Origin of the sequence: Duganella sp. LjRoot269 (genome assembly GCF_964254095.1) — a bacterium.
GTDB lineage: Bacteria > Pseudomonadota > Gammaproteobacteria > Burkholderiales > Burkholderiaceae_D > Rugamonas > Rugamonas hordei.
Genome location: NZ_CAXUSL020000001.1, coordinates 1665505 through 1685924, shown reverse-complemented (window position 1 = coordinate 1685924; position 20420 = coordinate 1665505). Strand labels below are relative to the sequence as shown.

At 65.0% G+C, this 20420-nt stretch carries 17 protein-coding genes; 3 read left to right on the top strand and 14 right to left on the bottom strand.

Annotated features, from left to right (window positions below; genetic code table 11):
- The first annotated feature begins 8 nt into the window (after window positions 1–8).
- Window positions 9–923 carry a LysR family transcriptional regulator gene (locus ACSQ3S_RS07455; protein WP_436141998.1) on the top strand — a complete coding sequence of 305 codons (915 nt, stop codon included), beginning with the start codon at window positions 9–11 and terminating at the stop codon, window positions 921–923.
- Window positions 924–925: 2 nt separating this feature from the next.
- Here the strand turns inward: ACSQ3S_RS07455 and ACSQ3S_RS07450 are convergent, their stop codons facing one another.
- The 7 genes from ACSQ3S_RS07450 to ACSQ3S_RS07420 form a co-directional block, all read right to left on the bottom strand.
- The gene (locus ACSQ3S_RS07450; protein WP_436141997.1) at window positions 926–2719 is read right to left on the bottom strand and encodes an amidase family protein; all 1794 of its coding nucleotides are present in this window, start codon (window positions 2717–2719) and stop codon (window positions 926–928) included.
- Window positions 2720–2738: 19 nt separating this feature from the next.
- Window positions 2739–3341: a PqiC family protein gene (locus ACSQ3S_RS07445; RefSeq protein WP_436141996.1), complete on the bottom strand. Its 603-nt coding sequence runs from the start codon at window positions 3339–3341 to the stop codon at window positions 2739–2741.
- Window positions 3338–4969 (bottom strand): intermembrane transport protein PqiB, encoded by a 1632-nt coding sequence (locus ACSQ3S_RS07440; RefSeq protein ID WP_176654544.1) that lies wholly within the window; start codon window positions 4967–4969, stop codon window positions 3338–3340. The genes ACSQ3S_RS07445 and ACSQ3S_RS07440 overlap by 4 nt, the downstream gene beginning before the upstream one ends.
- Window positions 4962–6224: a paraquat-inducible protein A gene (locus tag ACSQ3S_RS07435; RefSeq protein WP_436141995.1), complete on the bottom strand. Its 1263-nt coding sequence runs from the start codon at window positions 6222–6224 to the stop codon at window positions 4962–4964. Before ACSQ3S_RS07435 ends, ACSQ3S_RS07440 begins: the two co-directional genes overlap by 8 nt.
- 67 nt (window positions 6225–6291) lie before the next feature.
- Window positions 6292–6735 (bottom strand): thioesterase family protein, encoded by a 444-nt coding sequence (locus tag ACSQ3S_RS07430; RefSeq protein WP_176654546.1) that lies wholly within the window; start codon window positions 6733–6735, stop codon window positions 6292–6294.
- Between the two features lie 2 nt (window positions 6736–6737).
- A complete protein-coding gene (locus ACSQ3S_RS07425; protein ID WP_436141994.1) occupies window positions 6738–7970 on the bottom strand; it encodes a M20/M25/M40 family metallo-hydrolase in 1233 nt (410 codons plus the stop codon).
- Between the two features lie 10 nt (window positions 7971–7980).
- Entirely contained in the window at window positions 7981–9198 is a 1218-nt protein-coding gene (locus tag ACSQ3S_RS07420) for a urate hydroxylase PuuD (protein WP_413446978.1), read from the bottom strand.
- 126 nt (window positions 9199–9324) lie between these two features.
- On the opposite strand from ACSQ3S_RS07420, the gene ACSQ3S_RS07415 reads away from it, so the two are divergent.
- Together ACSQ3S_RS07415 and ACSQ3S_RS07410 are read left to right on the top strand one after the other, a co-directional pair.
- A complete protein-coding gene (locus ACSQ3S_RS07415; protein ID WP_176654549.1) occupies window positions 9325–10260 on the top strand; it encodes a LysR substrate-binding domain-containing protein in 936 nt (311 codons plus the stop codon).
- 36 nt (window positions 10261–10296) lie between these two features.
- Window positions 10297–12060: an allantoate amidohydrolase gene (locus tag ACSQ3S_RS07410; RefSeq protein WP_436141993.1), complete on the top strand. Its 1764-nt coding sequence runs from the start codon at window positions 10297–10299 to the stop codon at window positions 12058–12060.
- On the opposite strand, the gene ACSQ3S_RS07405 is transcribed toward ACSQ3S_RS07410, so the two are convergent.
- From ACSQ3S_RS07405 to ACSQ3S_RS07375, 7 genes are all read right to left on the bottom strand, one after another.
- Complete coding sequence (locus ACSQ3S_RS07405; protein WP_436141992.1) at window positions 12051–12551, bottom strand: PEP-CTERM sorting domain-containing protein; 501 nt, start codon at window positions 12549–12551, stop codon at window positions 12051–12053. The two genes, ACSQ3S_RS07410 and ACSQ3S_RS07405, sit on opposite strands and share 10 nt — an antisense overlap.
- Complete coding sequence (locus tag ACSQ3S_RS07400; RefSeq protein ID WP_436141991.1) at window positions 12512–12910, bottom strand: hypothetical protein; 399 nt, start codon at window positions 12908–12910, stop codon at window positions 12512–12514. The genes ACSQ3S_RS07405 and ACSQ3S_RS07400 overlap by 40 nt, the downstream gene beginning before the upstream one ends.
- Before the next feature lie 88 nt (window positions 12911–12998).
- Window positions 12999–14387 carry a tetratricopeptide repeat protein gene (locus ACSQ3S_RS07395; RefSeq protein WP_436141990.1) on the bottom strand — a complete coding sequence of 463 codons (1389 nt, stop codon included), beginning with the start codon at window positions 14385–14387 and terminating at the stop codon, window positions 12999–13001.
- A complete protein-coding gene (locus tag ACSQ3S_RS07390; RefSeq protein WP_436141989.1) occupies window positions 14387–16066 on the bottom strand; it encodes a putative bifunctional diguanylate cyclase/phosphodiesterase in 1680 nt (559 codons plus the stop codon). The genes ACSQ3S_RS07395 and ACSQ3S_RS07390 overlap by 1 nt, the downstream gene beginning before the upstream one ends.
- An 80-nt stretch (window positions 16067–16146) precedes the next feature.
- The gene (locus tag ACSQ3S_RS07385; protein WP_436141988.1) at window positions 16147–17382 is read right to left on the bottom strand and encodes a Zn-dependent hydrolase; all 1236 of its coding nucleotides are present in this window, start codon (window positions 17380–17382) and stop codon (window positions 16147–16149) included.
- Between the two features lie 110 nt (window positions 17383–17492).
- Window positions 17493–18887, bottom strand: a complete 1395-nt coding sequence (gene hydA / locus ACSQ3S_RS07380) for a dihydropyrimidinase (RefSeq protein ID WP_176654554.1) — start codon at window positions 18885–18887, stop codon at window positions 17493–17495.
- A gap of 18 nt (window positions 18888–18905) precedes the next feature.
- The gene (locus ACSQ3S_RS07375; protein WP_436141987.1) at window positions 18906–20390 is read right to left on the bottom strand and encodes an NCS1 family nucleobase:cation symporter-1; all 1485 of its coding nucleotides are present in this window, start codon (window positions 20388–20390) and stop codon (window positions 18906–18908) included.
- Window positions 20391–20420: the final 30 nt, after the last annotated feature.

Below are 20420 nucleotides of genomic sequence, written 5' to 3'. Positions count from 1 at the left end.
TAAATATCATGCATATATCCAAGGTGGACCTCAACCTGTTCATCGTCTTCGAGGCTATCTACGCCGAAGGCAGCATCACGCGCGCCAGTTTGAAGATGAATCTGACGCAGCCGGCCATCAGCCATGCGCTGAACCGCTTGCGCCAGCTGTTCGACGATCCGCTGTTCGAGCGCCAGGGCCACGTGATGGTGCCGACACCGCTGGCGCGCTCCATCATCGATCCGGTGCGGCAGTCGCTGCGCGGCTTCGAGGTGACGCTGAACGGCGCCGAGCGTTTCGACGCCGCCACCAGCGGGCGCAGCTTCTCGCTGGCGCTGCGCGACGTGCTGGAAGCGAGCGTGCTGCCGCCGCTGATGGCGCGCATGGCGCAGGATGCGCCGACGGTGGGCCTGAACACGCTGCAGGTCGGGCGCCGCGAACTGGAAAGCGAACTGGCGGCCGGCACGCTGGACGCCGCCATCGACGTCATGCTGCCACTGTCGAACGAGATCCGCCGCACCTTGCTGGCGGCCGACCAGACGGTGGTGCTGGTGCGGCGGGGCCATCCGCTGGTGCAGGATGGGCAGGGAATGGATCTCGACGGCTACCTGGCGCTGGAGCACATCCAGACCAGTTCGCGCCGGCGCGGACCGGGGCTGGAGGATTTTGAACTGAGCCGGCTGGGATTGCAGCGCCGCGTGCGGCTGCGCTGCCAGCACTACTTCGCGGCCTGCCGCGTGGTCAGCCAGACCGACCTGGCGCTGACGATGCCGGAGCGGCTGGCGCGCGTGGTCAACCAGCAGTTCGGCAACCAGATCCTGCCCTTCCCGCTGCAGATGCCGTCACTCGACATCTACCTCTACTGGCACGCCAACATCGACACCGATCCCGCCGGCCAGTGGCTGCGCGAACAGATCATCGAGGCCATGCGGGCGGTGGACTAAGCTTAGAACCCAGGCGGGCGCTGGGCCGCCACGCCGGCGGCTTTTTCCAGCGCCATGCCGGCGCGGGCGATGGTGCCTTCGTCGAACAGGCGGCCGATCAGCGTAACGCCATGCGGCACCCGGCGCGGCGGCGACAGCTTGACCGTGGGATGCGACGGATCGGGCGCCCAGTCGCTGCGCGTCTCGCCGACTTCGACGAAGCCGGTGCGCAGCGTCAGCGACGGATGGCCGGTGTTGTTGGAGATGGTCAGCATCTCGTCACGCAGAGACGGCACCAGCAGCAGGTCCACTTGCGAGAAGATGCGCGCCATCTCCAACGCCACCTTGCGCCGCAGCCGGTCCGACTGCACGAAATCCACCGCCGACAGGAAGCGCGCCTCGCGGAACAGATTGGGCCAGGCATCGGGCGTCTGCTCGCGCAGCTGGTCGATGCGGCCGTCCTCCACGATCTCCTCGAACGCCGCCGCGCCTTCCGCGAACAGGATCACGTTCAGCGACTGATACGGCCAATCGGGCAGCGTTACAGGCGTCGGGATCATGCCCAGCTTCCTGGCCGATTCCAGCGCCTGCCGATCGATATCGGTGGCCGGCGCCTCGTTCATCCACGATGGGAAATAGCCTATCTTCAGGCCGCGCACCGGTGCGCCGCTGTCGAAGTCCAGCCTGGCCGGCACGCTGGCGACGTCGGACGCATCCGGTCCCGATATCGCCTGCAGCACCAGCATCGCATCCTCGACGCAGCGTGTCATTGGGCCGAGCTTGTCGAGCGACCAGCACAAGGTCATCGCGCCGCCGCGCGGCACGCGGCCATAGGTGGGACGCAACCCGGTCACGCCGCAGCGCATGCTGGGACTGACGATGCTGCCGCCGGTCTCGCTGCCGATCGAAAAGCCCACCAGCCCGGCCGCCGTCGCCGCGCCAGGACCGGCGCTGGAGCCGGACGCGCCCTCTTCCAGCAGCCACGGATTCATGGTCTGGCCGCCGAACCAGATGTCGTTCAAAGCCAGCGCGCCGAGACTGAGCTTGGCGATCAGCACCGCGCCTGCCGTAGTCAGGCGCGCGACCACGGTGGAGTCGGCGGCCGGCACGCGGTTGCGGAACGGTTCCGCGCCCCAGGTGGTGGCGATGCCGGCGGTGTCCAGCAAATCCTTGACGCCGTACGGTATGCCGTGCAGCGGGCCGCGGTATTTGCCGGCGGCGATTTCCTTGTCGGCCTGGCGCGCCTGCGCCAGCGCATGCTCGCGCGTCACGGTGATGACGCAGCGCAGCTTCGGATCGAGACGCTGGATGCGGTCCAGGTAAATCGTCGTCAGGCGCTCGGAGCTCAGCTTGCGGCTCTCGATCCAGCGCGACAGCTGGGTCACGGTGGCGAAAGCGATATCGTCGGCGCTGGCGGGCAGCGCGCCGGCATCGGCCCGGGTCCGCACAAAGCGTGCGCGCGACGGGCCAGGCGTAGCGGCGCCCAAGGCGGGATCCCATACGGTGGCGGGCGCCAGTCCGTCGGCCAGCGCGACCTTGCGCGGACCGGTGCGGCGTTCCAGCATCGATGCCATCGACGTGCGCCAGCTGGCGGCAGCCATCGCACGCTGGGCCGGCGTCATCGAGGTTTGCATCAGCTTTTCCGCCTCGGAGAAGGTGGCGGACGATACTTCCGGGCCGACGGCGGGCAAAGTGCCGAAGGTCGGCGGCGAGCCCGCAGGCGCCTCGTTTGCCACCTGCGCCTGCGCGCCGCGCGTGGCGGCCAGCGCGGCCAGAGTGGTGGATGCGTTGATCAGGAATTGTCTGCGGAATTTCATGAGCCCTCTCTATGTCGAATTATTGGCAGCCTGCGCTGCCGCCGGCAGCCAGTCCGCGTATGGCCTTGGACATCTCGGCGGCAATGCGGGCGACAGCGCGGCGGTGGCCCGCGACCAGCGCATCGTAGCCGGCGCCGACAGTTTCATTGGCGACGCTGCGGCAGGTCAGCACCTTCGTACTGCCGACCAGCCGAACGCTCCACACGGCGTCGATCAGCGCATACCGGCCCGGCGCGGATTCGAAGCGCTGCACGTTGGTGCTGATGCGGTAGACCGGCGCGCCGTCGGTGGTCGGCGTGCGGAACACGTCCACCGTTCCCAGCTCACCGGTGATCGCCAGCGACAGCGACTGGCTGATTTCCGCCGCGGGCATCGCCGACCAGCGCTCGTGTTCCAGCAGATCGACGCGCCCGGCCTCGGTGCTGACCACCATCTGGTAACGCGCCACCTGCTGCGGCACCGTCACCGTGGGCAGTTCGATGTAAAAGCCGGGCGATGCGGCCGGCTGCGCCGGCACGCCCATGCCGTTACTCAGGCTGTAAAAGTGCTCGGGCGGACTGGCGGCGCAAGCGGCCAGCAGCAGCGAGCCCGCCATGGCCAGCGCGGTTCGATAGCGCATCATTTAGGTTCTCCCTTGGTGTCTTGCTTGCTCTGCTTGCCGCGTATCAGCGACTCCGGATGCCGCTCCAGATAGTCCGTCAGCGCGTTCAGCGATTGCATCGTTTGCGTCAACTGCTGCAAGGCCTCGCGCAGGTCGGACTGCACCGGCGAATCCTTCTGCAGCAGCTGGTCGGCCGCGCCGAAAGTCTTGCGCGCCGCGCCCAGCGTATCCTTCATCTCCGGCACCACCTGCGCGTCGAGCTGCTTGAACAGCACGTTGGCGCTCTTCAGCGTATCGCGCAGGTTGTTGCCGATCTCGCCGAACGGCACCTGGTCCAGCTTGCGCGCGATGCTGGCGATCTGGGTCTGCAGCTCGTCCAGGCTGTTCGGCACCGTCGGCACCTCCAGCGGATACTGCGCCATATCGAGCTTGACCGCCGGTGCGTTGGGGAAGAAGTCCAGCGCCACGTAGAGCTGGCCGGTCAGCAGGTTGCCGGTGCGTAGCTGGCCGCGCAGGCCGCGCGAGACCATCCGCTCCAGCACCAGCGGCCCGGCGCTGCGTTCCTGCTCGCTGGCGACGCTTTCCTGGAAGCTGCGTCCCAGCCGCGCCGGATACATGTCCACCGTCACCGGCATGCGGAACGATTTCTTGACCGGATCGAACTCCACGCCGACGGAACGCACCTCGCCCAGCACGATGCCGCGGAAGTCCACCGGCGCCCCCGGCGACAAGCCGCGCAGCGACTGGTCGAAATACAGCACGGTGGTGATCGGCACGCCGTCCGGTTCGCGCAGGGCGCTGGCCTGATCGGCCGCCAGCGGGAAATCGGTGCCGGCGGGAGCCAACGCATCGGGCTTCTGGCCGCTGATGGTCTCAAAGGCGATGCCGCCAACCAGCAGCGCCGCAAGCGACTGCGTGTTGACCTTGAAACCGTTGGAGTCGAGCCGCACGTCGATGCCGCTGGCATGCCACCAGCGCGTGCTCTTGCCGACATACTGGTCATATGGTGCGCTGACAAACACGCCCATCTTGACGCCACGGCCTTTCTCGTCCAGATCGAAAGAGGTCACCTGTCCGACCTGGATGCGGCGATAGAAAATCGGCGAACCGACATCGATCGAACCGAGGCTTTCGCCGTGCAGTGTATAGCGCGTACCCTTCTCGTCCAGTGCCACCTGCGGCGGTTTTTCGAGGCCGACGAATTCGTCCTTCTTCTCCTGCGACTTGCCGGCATCGACGCCGATGTAGGCGCCGGACAGCAAGGTGCTCAGGCCGGAAACGCCGCTGGCCCCCACGCGCGGCCTGACCACCCAGAAGCGCGTGTCGGCGGCGGTGAAGCGCTTGGCCTCCTTGCTCATGTCGATGGTCACCAGCACCTTGGACAAATCCTGCGCCAGCGTGATCGAGCGCACCAGGCCGATATCGACATCCTTGAACTTGACCTTGGTCTTGCCCGGCTCCAGCCCGTCGCCGCTGCGGAAACTCACCGTCACCGTCGGCCCCTGGTCCATCACCGACTTGGCCACCAGCGCCAGGCCGATCAGCGCCGCCAGCAAGGGAATCAGCCAGACCAGCGAAGGCAGCCAGCGGCTGGCTTTCTCCACTTTCGGTTCGGGCAACGGCGGCGGGCCGCCTTCGTTTTCAGGCATGGTTCTCTCCATTTGAATCGATCGGGTCCCAGATCAGGCGCGGATCAAACTGCATTGACGCCAGCATGGTCAGCACCACCACGGCGCAAAACGCCATTGCGCCGGGACCGGCGGTAATCACGGCCAGCGACTGGAAGCGCACCAGCGCCACCGTCAGCGTGATGACGAAAATATCGAGCATCGACCAGCGGCCGACAAACTCCACGATCCGGTACAGCGTCGTGCGCTGCAAGGGCCGCCAACGCGAGCGCCGCTGCGCCGTCAACGCCAGCAGCGACAGCGCGGCCAGTTTCAGCACCGGCACCACGATGCTGGCGATGAAGATGATCGCCGCCAGCGCCGGCGAGCCGCTGGTCCAGAAGTAGACCACGCCGCTGATGATGGTGTCGTCCTCCTTGCCGAACAGCGAATGGGTGTACATCACCGGCAGCAGATTGGCGGGAATATAGAGGATGGTGGCGGCCAGCAGGAAAGCCCAGGTGCGGCCCACGCTGTCCGGACGACGCCGGTGCAGCACGGCGCCGCAGCGGGCGCAATGCTGTTTCTTCTGATTGGACTGATTCAGTTGCGCCACCAGACCGCAGCTGTGGCACGCGGCCAGCCGCGCGTGCGGCTTGTATTGAAAATCGGCTTGGGCAGGCCGTCCCGGTCCGGGCAGGTGCTCGCCGATATTCCACAGCATTTGCGGATCGAAGGACGTGACGATGGCCAGCATCAGCGTCAGCGCGCCGAACGCGAACAGGCCCGGTTGCACCATCACCTGCGCAAGGCTGGTCATCTTGACGATGGTGATCAGGATGCCGATCATCAGCACCTCGGTCATGCCCCAGCGCCGTGCCGCGCCGACCGCCCGCAGCAGCCGGTCGAAGCCGCGCGGCCGCACGCCGCTGCGCAGCGCCAGCGTCACGTACAGCAGCGCACCCAGCTCCACCGCGGGCAGCAGCACCGTGAACAGGGTCACGGCCACCGCCACCATCTGCATCTGCTCCGTCCACAGCACGCGGATCGCGCCCAGCAAGGTGGCGCTGGACGTGTAGCCGTTGACATCCAGTTCGACGATGGGACAGGCCTGGGCGATCAGGAAAGTGAAGATGGCGCCCAGCGTGATGGCCGCCATGCGGTTGACATCCGAATGGATGCCACGGTACAGGATCGAACGACAGCGCACACAGCGCGCCTTCTCGCGAGGGCGCACCGGGCCTCGGCGGTGAAGGACACCGCAGTCATGGCAACTGATCAAATCGTATCGATGCACTGGCTGGCCGTTTGGTCAATAATGACCATATCATACGACAATCAGCCTGTCTCCAAACGAAACCGGCTTACTTGATGCTGGTGGCCAGTTCCTGGAAATTCTCCGTCTTGCCCAACGCCTGCCAGGTGGCCAGCAGGTTGGCCGGCGGTGCGATCAACTTGCGGGCGGCCAGGTCGAGCCAACCGCCGGTGCTGGTGACCCGCGCCGCCAGCTTGCCGTCGGCGCGGATGATGTCGGTGCTGAGCGACCAGCGGCTGCCGTCGGCGGACAAACCCGCGACGCCCAGCGTCACGGTAATCTCTTCCAGCAGCATCACTTCCTTGAAGTAGGCGATTTCGTCCTTCATCACCACCGGGCCGATGTTCAGGCGCATGAACTCACTCATCGGAAAACCGTTCTCCGACAGGAACAGCATGCGCACGTCGCCCGCCTTGTCCAGGAAGGCGGTGTTGCGCATATGGCTGTTGAAGTCCATATCGCCCCAGCCGGCCATCATCTTTTTCTCAAACATCTCTACTCTCCAAGGAAATCCAATAGCGTGCATGCTACCACCTTGGTCGCCTTGCGCAGGTCTTCCAGCAGCAAGCGCTCGTCGGCCTTCTTGGCGTTCGATTCCGGCACCGAGCGCGGACCGGCGCCATACAGCACGGCCGGGATGCCCTGCTCGCCGTACAGGCGCGCGTCCGCGTACAGCGGCGTGCCTTGCGCCGGGATCTTCTCGCCGATCCAGGTCTGCGCATTCTGCTGCAGGCTGGCCACCAGCTTTTCAGTGCCCGGCTGTTCGCGCAACGCGTGCGACAGCAGCAGGCGCTTGATCTCCAGCGTGATGCCCGGCAGGCCCTTCACCGAATCTTCGATCAACTCGCGCACCTGCGCCTCCACCGCCACCGGATCTTCTTCCGGTATCATGCGGCGGTCCATCTTCAGCACCACCTTGCCGGGCACCACGTTGGTGTTGGTGCCGCCGTCGATGCGGCCCACCAGCATGGTCGGCGAGTCAATGCCAGGGATGTTCGATTTGATTTTTTTCAGCTCCGGCAGCTGGCCATAGATGGCGTTCAATATGTGGGTGGCGGCTTGCAGCGCATCGTGGCCGGTTTCCGGCATCGCGCCGTGGCCGGACTTGCCGTGCACCGTGATCTCCAGCTGCAGGCAGGCGTTATGCGCGGTGACGATGTTGTAGCTGAAACCTGCGGCGATGACGAAATCGGGCTTGGTCAGCTTTTGCTCCAGCAGCCAGCCCGGCCCGAGCAGGCCGCCGAATTCCTCGTCGTAGGTGAAGTGCAGCTCGACGCCGCCCTTCAGCGGTACACCGAGCGCCTCCAGCGCGCGCGTGGCGAAGATGTAGGTGGCGAAGTCGCACTTGGAGACGGCGGCGGCGCGGCCATAGATGTAGCCGTTCTCCACCACGCCGCCGTACGGCGGATAGGTCCAGTTATCGCCCGGAGGCACCACGTCGCCGTGGGCGTTCAGCGCCACGGTCGGGCCGCCGGCCGCATAGGGGCGGCGCACGATCAGGTTGGTGATGGTCTCCATGCCGTAATCGCGCACCACCTGCTCCGGTACCGCGTGCTTCTCTGCGTTCCAGCCGTAGCCCTTGACCAGGTCGGCCACCATATCCGCATGCGGCGCGTTGTTGCCTGGAGGCGTATCGGTCGGCACGCCAAGCAACTGCTGCAGCACGCGGACTTCCTCGTCAAAATGCGCATCGATCCACTGCGCCAGTTGTTCTTTTTGAGTGCTCATTATTTTTCTCTCACTTTGCGCCGGCTTCGAACCAGGCGCCAAGCTGCGCCCGTTCCGCGTCGGTGATGTTGGTCAGGTTCGCCAGCGGCATGGCTTTCAGCTGGACCGCCTGCTTGTAGATTTTTTCCGCGTTCTGGTGGATCTGCTCCGGCGTCTCCAACATCACGCCGGACGGCGCGGTCGCAAAGCCCGGCTGCGTTGGGTGCGCTGCGTGGCATGCCACGCAGCGCTGGTCGATGATGGTCTTCACCTTGGCGAATTGCGCCGCCGGATCGGCGGCCGGTGCGACCGCCACCGGGCGCGCCGGCGCGATCGCCACGGCCACGCCGGCCAGCAGCGCCACGCCGATGGCCGGATAGCGCCATTCCACGCGGCCCTTGTGGCGCAGGTTGAAGAAGTGGCGGATGAAGACGCCGGCCGCCATGATAAAGGCCAGCACCAGCCACGCGCGGTCGTTCCGGTAGGTCATCGCGTAGTGGTTGCTGATCATAATGAACAACACCGGCAGCGTGAAGTAGTTATTGTGGACGCTGCGCTGCTTGGCTTTCTGGCCATGGATAGGATCGGGCATGCGACCGGCCGACATGGCCTCGACCATCTTGCGCTGGCCGGGAATGATCAGCATCAGCACATTGCCGACCATGATGGTGCCGATCAGCGCGCCGACGTGGATATAGGCCGCGCGGCCGCTCAGCACATGGGTCAGGCCGTAGGCCGCGCCGACGATCAGCGCGAACACCACCACGCCGAACCACAGGTCGCGCTGTCCCAGCGGCGAGCGGCACAGCAGGTCGTACACGGTCCAGCCGACGACCAGCGTGCCGACGCCGATGCCGATCGCCTGCCAGCTGCCGATGTCGGCCACCGACTTGTCGATCATCATCGCCTGCGCGTTGAAGTAGTAGGCGATGGTCAGCAGCGCGATGCCGGACAGCCAGGTGGAATATGCCTCCCACTTGAACCAGTGCAGCTCCTTCGGCAGTTCCGCCGGCGCCACCAGGTATTTTTGCGGGTTGTAGAAGCCGCCGCCGTGCACGGCCCACAGTTCGCCGGACACGCCCTTCTTCGCCAGCTCCGAGCCGGGTGCCGGCGGGCGGATCGAATTATCCAGCCAGACGAAGTAGAACGAGGCGCCTATCCAGGCGATGCCGGTGATGATGTGCAGCCAGCGCACGATCAGATTGAGCCACTCAAGGCCGTACGGGATCAGATAGGCGAATGATTCCATGGATACTTTCAGGTAAAGGCTGTGGCTAATTTACAGAAGATAAACGGATTTGATTCCGGCTACATGAACATTGGAGTATATTAAACATATCCGATCCCGTATAACAAAGTACAGAAATACACGCATATGGCCGCCCTGCCGCAACACCTGGACCTGCACCTGATCCGCATTCTCTACCTGCTGCTGGTGGAGAAGAACGTCTCGCGCGTCGCCCTCAAGCTGAATCAGCCGCAGCCCTCGATTTCCGCGTCGCTGCGCAAGCTGCGCGAACTGACCGGCGATCCGCTGCTGGTGCGCGGCGCGCGCGGCATGGTGCCGACCCAGCACGGCGAGAGCCTGCTGATTCCCGCCAAGCGCATCCTCGACGACACCGAGAACCTGTTCCTGAAAAAGTCGCCGTTCGTGCCGCAGGAAGAAGCGCGCACCTTCCACATCGCCGCGCCGGATTACCTGGACAGCCAGTTCCTGCCCAACCTGGTGGCGCTGCTGCGGCGCGGTTCGCCCAACAGCCGCGTCAAGATCCACGGCCTGGGACCGGGCGTGGACTACGTGCGCCTGCTGTCGGACGGCGAGATGGACCTGGTCATCGCCAACTGGGACGAACCGCCCGAGCACCTGCACATGTCCAAGCTGTTCGAGGACCCGATCATCTGCGTGATGCGCTCCGACTGCCCGTATGCGCTGCGCACCGGCAGCGAGGACATGACGCTCAACGACTACCTGTCGCTGCCCCACGTGGCGCCGACGCAGATACTGCCCGGCTATCACGGCGTCATCGACGATTTCCTCGAACGCCAGGGCCTGCAGCGCAACGTCGCGGTGGAATCGGCCTACTTCGGCCTGATCCCCTACATGCTGACGCAGACGGACCTGGTGCTAACCACCGGCCGCCAGTTCGTCCGCTACTACGAACGCAACATGCCGCTCAAGACATTCACGGTGCCGGTCAAGTTTCCGCCGATGCGCTTCTACCAGCTGTGGCATGAACGCGTGCATCAGGCGCCGGAACACAAGTGGCTGCGCGAGCAGGTGTCCACCGCGGCCAAGGCGCTGGGGAAGTAGGCCGCCCATATAAACCGCAACGGATACCACCTATCCATGACGACACTTTCAGAATTAAACAGTTGTGACGCAGCCACCTTCATCGAGCGCCTTCGAGGTATCTACGAGCATTCGCCATGGATACCGGAACGGGCGGCGGCGCAGCGGCCGTTCGTCAATATCACGGCGCTCAAGCTGGCCTTGCAGGGCGTGGTCAGCGCCGCATCGCTGGATGAGCAACTGGGCCTGATCCGCGCGCACCCCGAGCTGGCGGGCAAGGCCGCCGTGGCCGGACAGCTGACGGCGGAATCGACCAGCGAGCAGGCCAGGTCCGGCCTGCATCTGTGCAGCGCCGAGGAATTCGCCACGCTGCATCGGCTCAACCAAGACTACAACGACAAATTCGGATTTCCCTTCATCCTCGCCGTCAAAGGTCCGGATGGACAGGGGCTGACGCGCCGCGCGATCATCGCCACTTTCACGCGCCGCCTGAAGAACCAGCGCGCCGACGAAATCGCCGAATGCCTCCGCCAGATCAAGCGCATCGCCGAGCTGCGGTTGAACGATCTGCTCGGCGTCGCGCTGGACTTCGGCCCGGCCATCATGCAGTGGTGCGAAACCCTAGGCGCATGGAGCGACGTGGACAACGGCGCGGACACGGACTTCGACCTGACCTGCGCCTACATGACGCCCGCGCACCGCAGGACCGCCGCGCAGCTGACGGACTGGATGCGCGAAGCCGGCATGGACGCGCACATCGACGCCGTCGGCAACGTGGTCGGCGTCTACCGCTCGGACGCGCCGGGAGCGAAGACGTTGATGACCGGCTCCCACTACGACACCGTGCGCAACGGCGGCAAGTACGACGGCCGCCTCGGCATTCTGCTGCCGATCGCCATCGTGCGCCATCTGCACCAGCGCGGCGAGAAGCTGCCTTTCCACTTCGAGATCGTCGGTTTCGCGGAGGAAGAAGGCGTGCGCTTCAAGAGCACTTTCCTCGGCAGTAACGCGGTAACAGGCCGCTTCGACCTGTCGCTGCTGGACCAGACCGACGCCGACGGCGTCACCATGCGCGACGCCCTGCTGGCCGCCGGCCATGATGTGACGCGTATTCCGGCCATCGCCCGCGATCCGGCCGAACTGCTCGGCTTTGTCGAAGTCCATATCGAACAAGGGCCGGTGCTGCTGGAGCGCGACCTGGCGCTGGGCGTGGTGACGGCGATCGCCGGCAGCTCGCGCTACCTGGTCGAGCTGACCGGCCTGGCCAGCCATGCCGGCACCACGCCGATGACGATGCGCAAGGACGCCGCTGCCGCGGCGGCGGAGATCGTGCTGCTGGTTGAGCGACGCTGTGGGCAAGGGGCATCGCTGGTCGGCACGGTGGGCCAATTGCAGGTACCCGGCGGCTCGGTCAACGTGATACCTGGCGCGTGCAAGCTGTCGCTGGATATCCGCGCCGCCGACGATGCGGTGCGGCTGGCGGCGGTGAAGGATGTACTGGACGGCATCGCCGCCATCTGCGCGCGGCGCCAGGTGGATTTCAGCCTGCAGCAAATCGTCGATGCCTCGGCCGCGCCCTGCGCGCCACGCTTGATGCGGCAGTTCGGCGCCGCCGTCGAACGCGCCGGCCTGCCGCGCTTCGACCTGCTGTCCGGCGCCGGCCATGATGCGATGGCGATGGCCGCCATCACCGACGTGGCGATGCTGTTCACCCGCTGCGGCAACGGCGGCATCAGCCACAATCCGCTGGAGACGATGACGGCCGACGACGCCGACATCGCCGCAAGAGTACTGCTCGATTTCCTGCGCAATTACGCCTGAGCCGCGGCGCGCCGGCGCCGCGCCAGCGCCAACGGCAGCACGCCGGCCAGCAGCAGCGCGATGCTGCCCGGTTCGGGCACCTCGCCGATCAGCGCGAACGAATTGTTGAAGGTGCCCGCGCCGACGATGTCCGTTCCCACCCGCAGCCAGTCAGGGGCCAGCGGCTCGTTGCGTATCCAGCTTTGCAGATCCGGGGCGAACGGCCCGGAACCACCCGCGATGGGACGCGGCGCGGACAGCCAGTAGAACTCCCCGCCAGTCACTTCCACCTGCGGCACGAAGAAGTAATGGTCCGCCGGCAGATCGAATGGCGTGCCGAAGTTGACGGTGATAGTGACTTCGGTGCCAGTGACCGCACCGTCGCCGCCGGTGGTCTGGTTGGGTATCGGGTTGATGCCATTGAGTACGCTGTTGGCGGCGGTGAAGGTGCCCAGCGTGGTGATGTTGAAGGTCAGGCCGCCGCCAGCGCTGTCGCGACTGTCGAAGGCCACGTCGGAAGGCGAATTGACGCGGGTCGGCACCCGGCCCGAGGGGGATTGGTCGAATCCTTGGGAAACACCCGGTAGATTTCCGCCACCACCTGGCCGATATTGGCGGCGCTGGCGCCGCCGGTCAGCAAGCCGGTGAAGGTGGCGGTGTTGATCCGCGTTTCCGAGGGCAGGATGAAATCGTCCGCCGCTTCGATTTCTATTTTTCCGCCGGCACCGGGCCGTGTCGCGCTGGCCATCAGGCCGTCCGGCGTGCCGGTGCTGAAAAAGAACGGCGCGGCCGATGCCGGCAACGCCGCCGCCATCGCGGCAAGCAGTGCGCCAAGCGCACAGCCGCGCCGGATGTTGGAATGGATGTTCATGTCGCGTCTCCCTGGTCAATGGCCAGCGGGATTGCCGTCCATTCAGGCGCGATGCACAAACTGTGCCCCGGAATACGGCCCAATGAAATCAGGGGCTTGCACTACCAGATGCCGCCGCCACGGCACCGCTTGTCAGGAAAGCCGACAGTGCCCGCCTGACGGCGTCGATCACCGGCGTCCAATCGCCAGCGCGGGATTGGCGGAACAGGCGCATCGACGGATACCACGGCGTATCGTCACGCTCCGTCATCCAGCGCCAGTCGCACCGGTAGTCGGGCAGCAGCAGCCAGCAAGGCTTGCCCAGCGCGCCGCCCAGATGGGCGACGGCAGTGTCGACGCTGATCACCAGGTCCAGATTGGCGATGACAGCCGCCGTGTCGGCAAAATCGCGCAGTTGCGGACCGATGGCGTGCAGCGTCATGCCGGCGGGCGGCGCCTCCTCTTCTCCCGCTCCTTTTTGCAGACTGACGAAATGCGCCGGCACGCCGCCCAGCGGCGCCAGGGTCAGCAACGAGGGCAGCGAGCGATCCGCGTCGTTCTCGAAGTCCGGATTGCCTTTCCATGCCAGGCCAACGCGCAAGCCCTGCCGCGGCAAAAGGCCGTGCCAATGCCTCACCAGTTCCGGCTCCGCCGCGAGATAGGGCACCGACGACGGGATGCTGGCAAGACCGGTGCCGAACAATCCCGGCAAGCGCATGGGATGCGTCCAGTAGTCCCAGCCCTCGGCCGGTACGATGCCGTCGACCGCATACACCTCATCGACGCCCGCCAGCGTCGTGAACAAGCGCCGCAACGCCGGATGGCAGACCACCGCGATCCGCGCGGCACCGCGCGCCTTCAGCAGCGCGGCGTAACGGCAAAACTGGATCATGTCGCCCTGCCCCGCTTCCAGCGCGATCACCAGCGTTTTTCCTTGCAGCGGCTCGCCGTTCCAGCGCGGACAATGGAAGGCATGGGCCAGGTCATCGAATTGCCAGCGCGCCTCCAGCAACGGCCAGCCTTCGGCAAAGCGTCCCTGGCGCAGCAGCACATAGGCCAGATTGAAGCCCGCCCGCGCATGGCCTGGGTCCAGCGACAGCGCCCGCAGATAACACTGCTCCGCCTCCCGTTCTCGCTTCACGCAAACCAGCAGAACGCCCAGCTGGCTCCACGCGGACGGCGACTCCGGCTCCAACTCGACAGCCGTGCGCATCGCCGCCTCAGAATCGCCGAAACGCCTGGTCTTCAGCAGCAGCACGCCAAGATTCTGATACAGCTGCGCGTGATCGGGCATCAGCGCTATCGCCTGCAGATAGTGGAACTCCGCTTCCGCCAGCGCGCCCTGCCGTTCCTTCAGGTAGCCAAGATTGGCGCGGGCCGCGCCGTGCAACGGCTCCAGCAGCAAGGCCTGCATGAAGCTGTCCTCCGCTCCGGCCAGGTCGCCGGCGGCCATGCGGTGATTGCCATCGAGGTAGGCTTGCTGGGGGTCTGAAAACATCAATCCGGCAGATGCGAGATGAGTGTCGCCAGCTCCGCCGCCGGCAGCGGCTTGCTGAACAAATAGCCCTGGTAGTACTGGCATCCTTCGGCGGCCACGAAGGCCAGTTGCTCCTGCGTCTCCACGCCCTCGGCCAGCACCGACATATTCAACGCCTTGCCCAGCGCGACGATGATGCGCACGATCTCCGCGCCGCTGCCTTCCTTGAAAGCGCCCCAGATGAAGGAACGGTCTATCTTCAACTGATCCAGCGGCAGCCGGTGCAGATAGGAGAGCGACGAGTAGCCGGTGCCAAAATCGTCCAGCGCGAAGCTGACGCCCGCATCGCGCAGCCGCTGCATCTTCGACACCGTGCCCTCCACGTCCTTGAGCAGCAGGCTCTCGGTGAGCTCCAGCCGCAGGTGCGACGGGTTCGCGCCCGTCTCGGCCAGCGCCGCCAGCACCTGTTCGACAAAGTCGGGGCGGTGAAACTGCGTTGCGCTGACATTGACCGCCATCTCCAGCGTCGAAGAATGCGGGTCTCGACTCCAGAGCGCCAGCTGGCGGCAGGCTTCCCGCATGACCCAGCGGCCCAGCGGCAAGATCAGGTTGGACTCCTCCGCCACCGGAATGAACTCGCACGGCGGCACCAGTCCGCGCTGCGGATGCTTCCAGCGCACCAGCGCCTCGGCGCCGACCATGCGTCCATCGACGCCCATCAGCGGCTGATAGTGGAGCATGAATTCATCATTCTGCACGGCGCGCCGCATGTCGGCTTCCAGCGTTGCGCGCGCGTTGACGCGGATTTGCATGGCGGGGTCGAACAGGGACACGGTATTGCGGCCGGCGGCCTTGGCCTGGTACATGGCCAGGTCGGCACGCTGGAGCAGGTCGTCCACACCGTTGGCTTCATGGTCGAAGACCGTGACGCCGATGCTCGGAGTGCTGTAGTGCTCCACGCCGGCGATATCGAACGGGTCGCAAAAGGCGCGGACAACATTGGCGGCAAGGCCATACGCCGCAGTCGCGACATCTTCCGGCGTATCGCCCAGGTCCTCCAGCAACACGACGAATTCATCGCCGCCAAAGCGGGCCACCGTGTCGTCGCTGCGCACCGCCGTGCTGATACGCTCGCCAGCGAGCCGCAGTAATATGTCGCCCTTGTCGTGGCCCCGGGTATCGTTGATGGTCTTGAAGTTATCCAGGTCGATGAACAGGATCGCGCCGGGCCGGGACAGCGACAGCGCATGGCCGATCCGCTCCAGCAGCAGCTGGCGATTCGGCAGTCCCGTGAGTTTGTCGTAGAAGGCCAGGTTGTGAATCTCGGCCTCGATGGCCTTGCGCTCGCTGATGTCGCGGAAGTAGATCGTCACGCCCTCTTCCGACGGATAGGCGCGTATTTCGGTCCACAGGTTGAGCGGCGCGTAGTGCTCCTCGAACGACACGACGCTGTTGGTTTCCACCGCCCGGTGATAGGCAAGGTAATAAGGCCCGCCAACCGCCTCGGGGAACACCGACCAAACGTTCTTCCCCATCACGTCGGCACGCTGCACCTGCAGCAAACGCTCGGCGTTGCCGTTCATGTAGCGGATATTCCAGCTGCCGTCGAGCATCAGCACCGCATCGGTGATACTTTCGAGGGTCGCTGTCAGGCAGGCCGTCTCCAGTGCCGCCGCGTGCGATTTTGGTGGTCCTTGCATGTTGGTAGCCGGTGCGGCGTGATGTATAGGTTGTTAGCCTATCACATTCAGGCGCCACACCGGCTGGCCGAGGCAGCAAATCAGACGATGCGCGCGCGCTCCAGCATGGCGTGCAACAGGACGTTGCAGCCGGCTTCCAGATGCTCGGATTTGGCATCCTCGATTTCATTGTGGCTGATGCCGTCCTTGCAGGGCACGAAGATCATTCCCGCCGGTGCCAGGCGGGCGGCGTAGATCGCGTCGTGACCTGCGCCGGAGACCACGTCCATCGTCGAATATCCCATCTTGGCGGTGGCGTTGCGCACCGCATCCACGCACTCCGGATGGAAGGGGCATGGCGGATAGTAGGACACGCGCTCGATCGAAATCTTCAACCCTGTCTCGACGCGGGTCTTGTCGATAAAGGCCAGCATCTCTTCGTGCATGGTGTTGAGCAGCTCGTCGTTCACGTTGCGCAGGTCGATGCTGAATTTGACTTCGCCAGGGATCACGTTGCGGCTGTTCGGGAATACCTGCACCATGCCTACCGTGCCGCGTCCATACGGCGGGTAGCGGTTGGCGATGGCCACCACTTCCTGCATGATCCTGGTCGACACCTGCAGCGCATCCTTGCGCAGGCCCATCGGCGTCGGGCCAGCGTGCGCCTCCATGCCGGTGACCACGCAGTCGTACCAGGACAGGCCCATCACCGCCGGCACCACGCCGATCACCTTGTCGGCGTCTTCAAGCACGGGGCCCTGTTCGATATGGGTTTCGAAGTAGGCGCCGATAGGATGATCGCCCGGCACCTGGTCGCCCTTGTAGCCGATGCGCGCCAGTTCCTCGCCGACGGACTTGCCCTCGGTGTCCTTGGCGGCGTAGGCCGTCTCCAGGCTGAAGGCGCCGCAAAATACGCCGGACCCCATCATCACCGGCACGAAACGCGAGCCTTCCTCGTTGGTCCAGAAGGCCACTTCAATCGGCGCCTCGGTCTTGATCTTCAGATCGTTCAGCGTGCGCACGACTTCCAGGCCCGCCAGCACGCCGTAGTTGCCGTCGAATTTGCCGCCGGTGGGCTGGGTGTCGATATGGCTGCCGGTCATCACCGGCGGCAGCGCGTTGTTGGTGCCGTCGCGGCGCATGAACACGTTGCCGATCTGGTCGATGGTGACCGACATGCCGGCGTCCTTCGCCCAGCCGACCACCAGGTCGCGGCCCTGCTTGTCCAGGTCCGTCAGCGCCAGTCGCTTGACGCCGCCCTTGGGCGTTGCGCCGATCCGGGCCAGTTCCATCAACGCCGCCCACAGGCGGTCGCCATTAATACGCATGTCGCTCATAATCAAATCTCCGTTAAATCCGTCATTCCCGCGCAGGCGGGAATCCATACTTCGCCGCCCTGGTGATGGCCTATGGATTCCCGCTTTCGCGGGAATGACGGTTGGTATGGTTAGCGCGCCGACGTCGGCTTGAATGCCGGGCGGTCGATGTGGCGGCCCGCGCCCTCCACCGCCATCAGCACGCCGCGATGGAACACGACGTTGCCGGCGGCCAGCGTGGTGCTCGGAATCCCGCGCACGGTGCGGCCTTCGAAGACGTTGAAGCCGCCCTTGGCGAACTGCGTCAGCGACGAAATGGTGCGGGTTCCTTCCGGATCCCAGACGACGATGTCGGCATCGGCGCCGACTGCGATCACGCCCTTGCGTGGATACATATTGAAAATCTGCGCGGTGTTGGTCGATGTGACCTTGACGAACTCCGACGGCGTCAACAGGCCGGTGTTGACGCCCGCGTCCCACACCACCGACATGCGATCCTCCACCCCGCCGCAACCGTTGGGGATCCTGGTGAAATCATCCTTGCCGGCGGCCTTTTGCTCGGCGCAGAAGGTACAGTGATCGGTCGCCGTGGTATGCAGGTTGCCCCCCACCAGCCCTTGCCACAACGCGGCCTGGTGGTGCTTGCTGCGGAACGGTGGGCTCATCACGTGGGCAGCCGCATATTCGAGATCGTCGCTGTGATACACGCTGTCGTCGATGACCAGGTGGCCGGCCAGCGCTTCACCGTACACGCGCTGCCCGTGGGCTCGCGCGCGGGTGATAGCTTCCAGCGATTCGGCGCAGGAGACGTGGACGATATAGACCGGCGTGTTCATCACGTTGGCAATCGCGATGGCGCGGTTTGCGGCCTCCGCCTCCACTTCCGGCGGCCGCGACAGCGGATGCGAGCTCGGTCCCGTCAAGCCGCGTTTGAGCAGATCCTGCTGCAGCTGGAATACCAGCTCGCCGTTTTCCGCATGCACGGTCGGCATCGCGCCCAGTTCCAGGCAGCGGCGGAAGCTCTTCACCAGCGTTTCATCATCGGCCATGATGGCGTTCTTGTACGCCATGAAGTGCTTGAAGCTGTTGACGCCGTGATCCCGCACCAGGATCTCCATGTCGCGGTGCACGGTCTCGTCCCACCACGTGATCGCCACGTGGAAGCTGTAATCGCCGGCGGCCTTCTTGGCCCAGCCGCGCCACTGGTGGTAGGCCTCGATCAGGTTCTGCTTCGGCGCGGGGATGACGAAGTCGATGATGGTGGTGGTGCCGCCGGCCAGCCCTGCGGCGGTACCGGTGTAGAAATCATCCTGCGTGACGGTGCCCATGAACGGCAAATTCATGTGCGTATGCGGGTCTATCCCGCCGGGCATCACGTACTGCCCGCTGGCGTCGATCACCTTGGCCGAAGGCGGGGCGTCCAGGCCTTCGCCCACGGCGATGATCTTGTCGCCGTAGCACAGCACATCGGCCTTGAAGGCGCGGTCGGCGTTGACGACGGTACCGCCGCGAATGATAGTTGACATGGACATCTCCTGAATCTTTTAGGGGTGGGCCGGCGCCCGTATCGCGGGCACGGCTTTACCCTTCATCATAACCCCATACACCAATGCCGAAATAGCGATTCCGACAAACCAGGCGTAGGTATAAATCGTCTTGAATCCGGCCCCCACGTCGGGGAAGGAAGCCGGGAATGCGGCATTGAGGAAGCCGGGTATGTTGGGCAGCACGCCGATCACGAACGCCACCAGCGCGGCCATGTTCCAGCCCTTGCCGTACGAGTACTGGCCGTCTTCGCGATACAGCTCGCCGACGTTCAACTCGGTCTTGCGCACCAGGTAGTAGTCGACAATCAGGATGCCGGCGATGGGCCCCAGCAGCGCGGAATAGCCGATCAGCCAGGTGAAGATATAGCCCTGCGTGGATTCCAGTATCTTCCAGGGCATCATCAGGATCGCGATGCCGGCCGTGATGTAGCCGCCGACCTTATACGAAATATGCTTGGGCGCCAGTGACGAGAAATCGTAGGCCGGGCCGACCAGGTTGGCGGCCAGGTTGACGGAGACGGTGTCGATCAACAGGATCACCAATGCGATCAGCACGGCGGCGCCGGTCATGCGGCTGGACAGGTCGACTGGATCCCAGATCGCCTTGCCGTACAAGACCACCGTTGCCGAAGTGACGATCACCGCCATCATCGCCAGCAGGCCCATAGGCACCGGCAAGCCGACCGACTGGCCGATGACCTGGTCGCGCTGCGATTTGGCGAAGCGGGTGAAGTCGGGAATATTCAGCGCCAGCGTGGCCCAGAAGCCGACCATCGCCGTCAGCGAAGGCCAGAACACGGACCAGAACTGGCCCGCCTTCTTGCCACCCTCGACGAACTGCGAAGGCGCCGACAGCAGGTCGCCGAAACCGCCGGCCTTGTTGTAGACCCATCCCAGCAGCACAAAGCAGATCAATATCTTCAGCGGCGCGGTGTAGGTTTCCAGCTTGCGGATCGCGTCCATGCCGTGCACGATGTACCAGAACTGGATGCCCCAGAAGGCCAGGAAGCACAGCAGCTGTCCGCCGTTGATGCCCAGGCCTGCGATTTTCTCGCCGCCGATTTCACCGCCCATCAGAACGCCCAGCAGCGTGTAGATCATCTGCCCGCCGAACCAGGTCTGGATGCCGTACCAGCCGCAGGCGACGATGGCGCGCATCAGCGCGGGCAAGCGCGCGCCCGATGTACCGAACGAAGAACGCGCCAGTACCGCGTATGGGATGCCGTACTTGGTGCCGGCGTGGCCGATCAAGAGCATCGGCAGCAGCACGATCGCGTTCGCGAAGAACACCGTGAGCACCGCCTGGTAGCCGGACATGCCGCCCTCGATCAAACTGGCGGACAGCGTGTAGGCCGGAATGCACATCACCATGCCGACCCACAGCGCGGCGAAGTGATACCAGCGCCAGGTACGCTGCGCCGCCGTGGTTGGGGCCAGGTCTTCGTTCCAGAGTTGCGTGCTGCCAGAGAGTTCTTTGCTCACGGGGCTTTCTCCAAAGGTTGATGTATCCTT

Bases quoted from the DNA above. Each gene is read 5' to 3' on its own strand.
- ACSQ3S_RS07455 (WP_436141998.1), top strand. From the start codon at position 9: ATGCATATATCCAAGGTGGACCTCAACCTGTTCATCGTCTTCGAGGCT.
- ACSQ3S_RS07450 (WP_436141997.1), bottom strand. From the start codon at position 2,719: ATGAAATTCCGCAGACAATTCCTGATCAACGCATCCACCACTCTGGCC.
- ACSQ3S_RS07445 (WP_436141996.1), bottom strand. From the start codon at position 3,341: ATGATGCGCTATCGAACCGCGCTGGCCATGGCGGGCTCGCTGCTGCTG.
- ACSQ3S_RS07440 (WP_176654544.1), bottom strand. From the start codon at position 4,969: ATGCCTGAAAACGAAGGCGGCCCGCCGCCGTTGCCCGAACCGAAAGTG.
- ACSQ3S_RS07430 (WP_176654546.1), bottom strand. From the start codon at position 6,735: ATGTTTGAGAAAAAGATGATGGCCGGCTGGGGCGATATGGACTTCAAC.
- ACSQ3S_RS07425 (WP_436141994.1), bottom strand. From the start codon at position 7,970: ATGAGCACTCAAAAAGAACAACTGGCGCAGTGGATCGATGCGCATTTT.
- ACSQ3S_RS07420 (WP_413446978.1), bottom strand. From the start codon at position 9,198: ATGGAATCATTCGCCTATCTGATCCCGTACGGCCTTGAGTGGCTCAAT.
- ACSQ3S_RS07415 (WP_176654549.1), top strand. From the start codon at position 9,325: ATGGCCGCCCTGCCGCAACACCTGGACCTGCACCTGATCCGCATTCTC.
- ACSQ3S_RS07410 (WP_436141993.1), top strand. From the start codon at position 10,297: ATGACGACACTTTCAGAATTAAACAGTTGTGACGCAGCCACCTTCATC.
- ACSQ3S_RS07400 (WP_436141991.1), bottom strand. From the start codon at position 12,910: ATGAACATCCATTCCAACATCCGGCGCGGCTGTGCGCTTGGCGCACTG.
- ACSQ3S_RS07395 (WP_436141990.1), bottom strand. From the start codon at position 14,387: ATGTTTTCAGACCCCCAGCAAGCCTACCTCGATGGCAATCACCGCATG.
- ACSQ3S_RS07390 (WP_436141989.1), bottom strand. From the start codon at position 16,066: ATGCAAGGACCACCAAAATCGCACGCGGCGGCACTGGAGACGGCCTGC.
- ACSQ3S_RS07385 (WP_436141988.1), bottom strand. From the start codon at position 17,382: ATGAGCGACATGCGTATTAATGGCGACCGCCTGTGGGCGGCGTTGATG.
- hydA (WP_176654554.1), bottom strand. From the start codon at position 18,887: ATGTCAACTATCATTCGCGGCGGTACCGTCGTCAACGCCGACCGCGCC.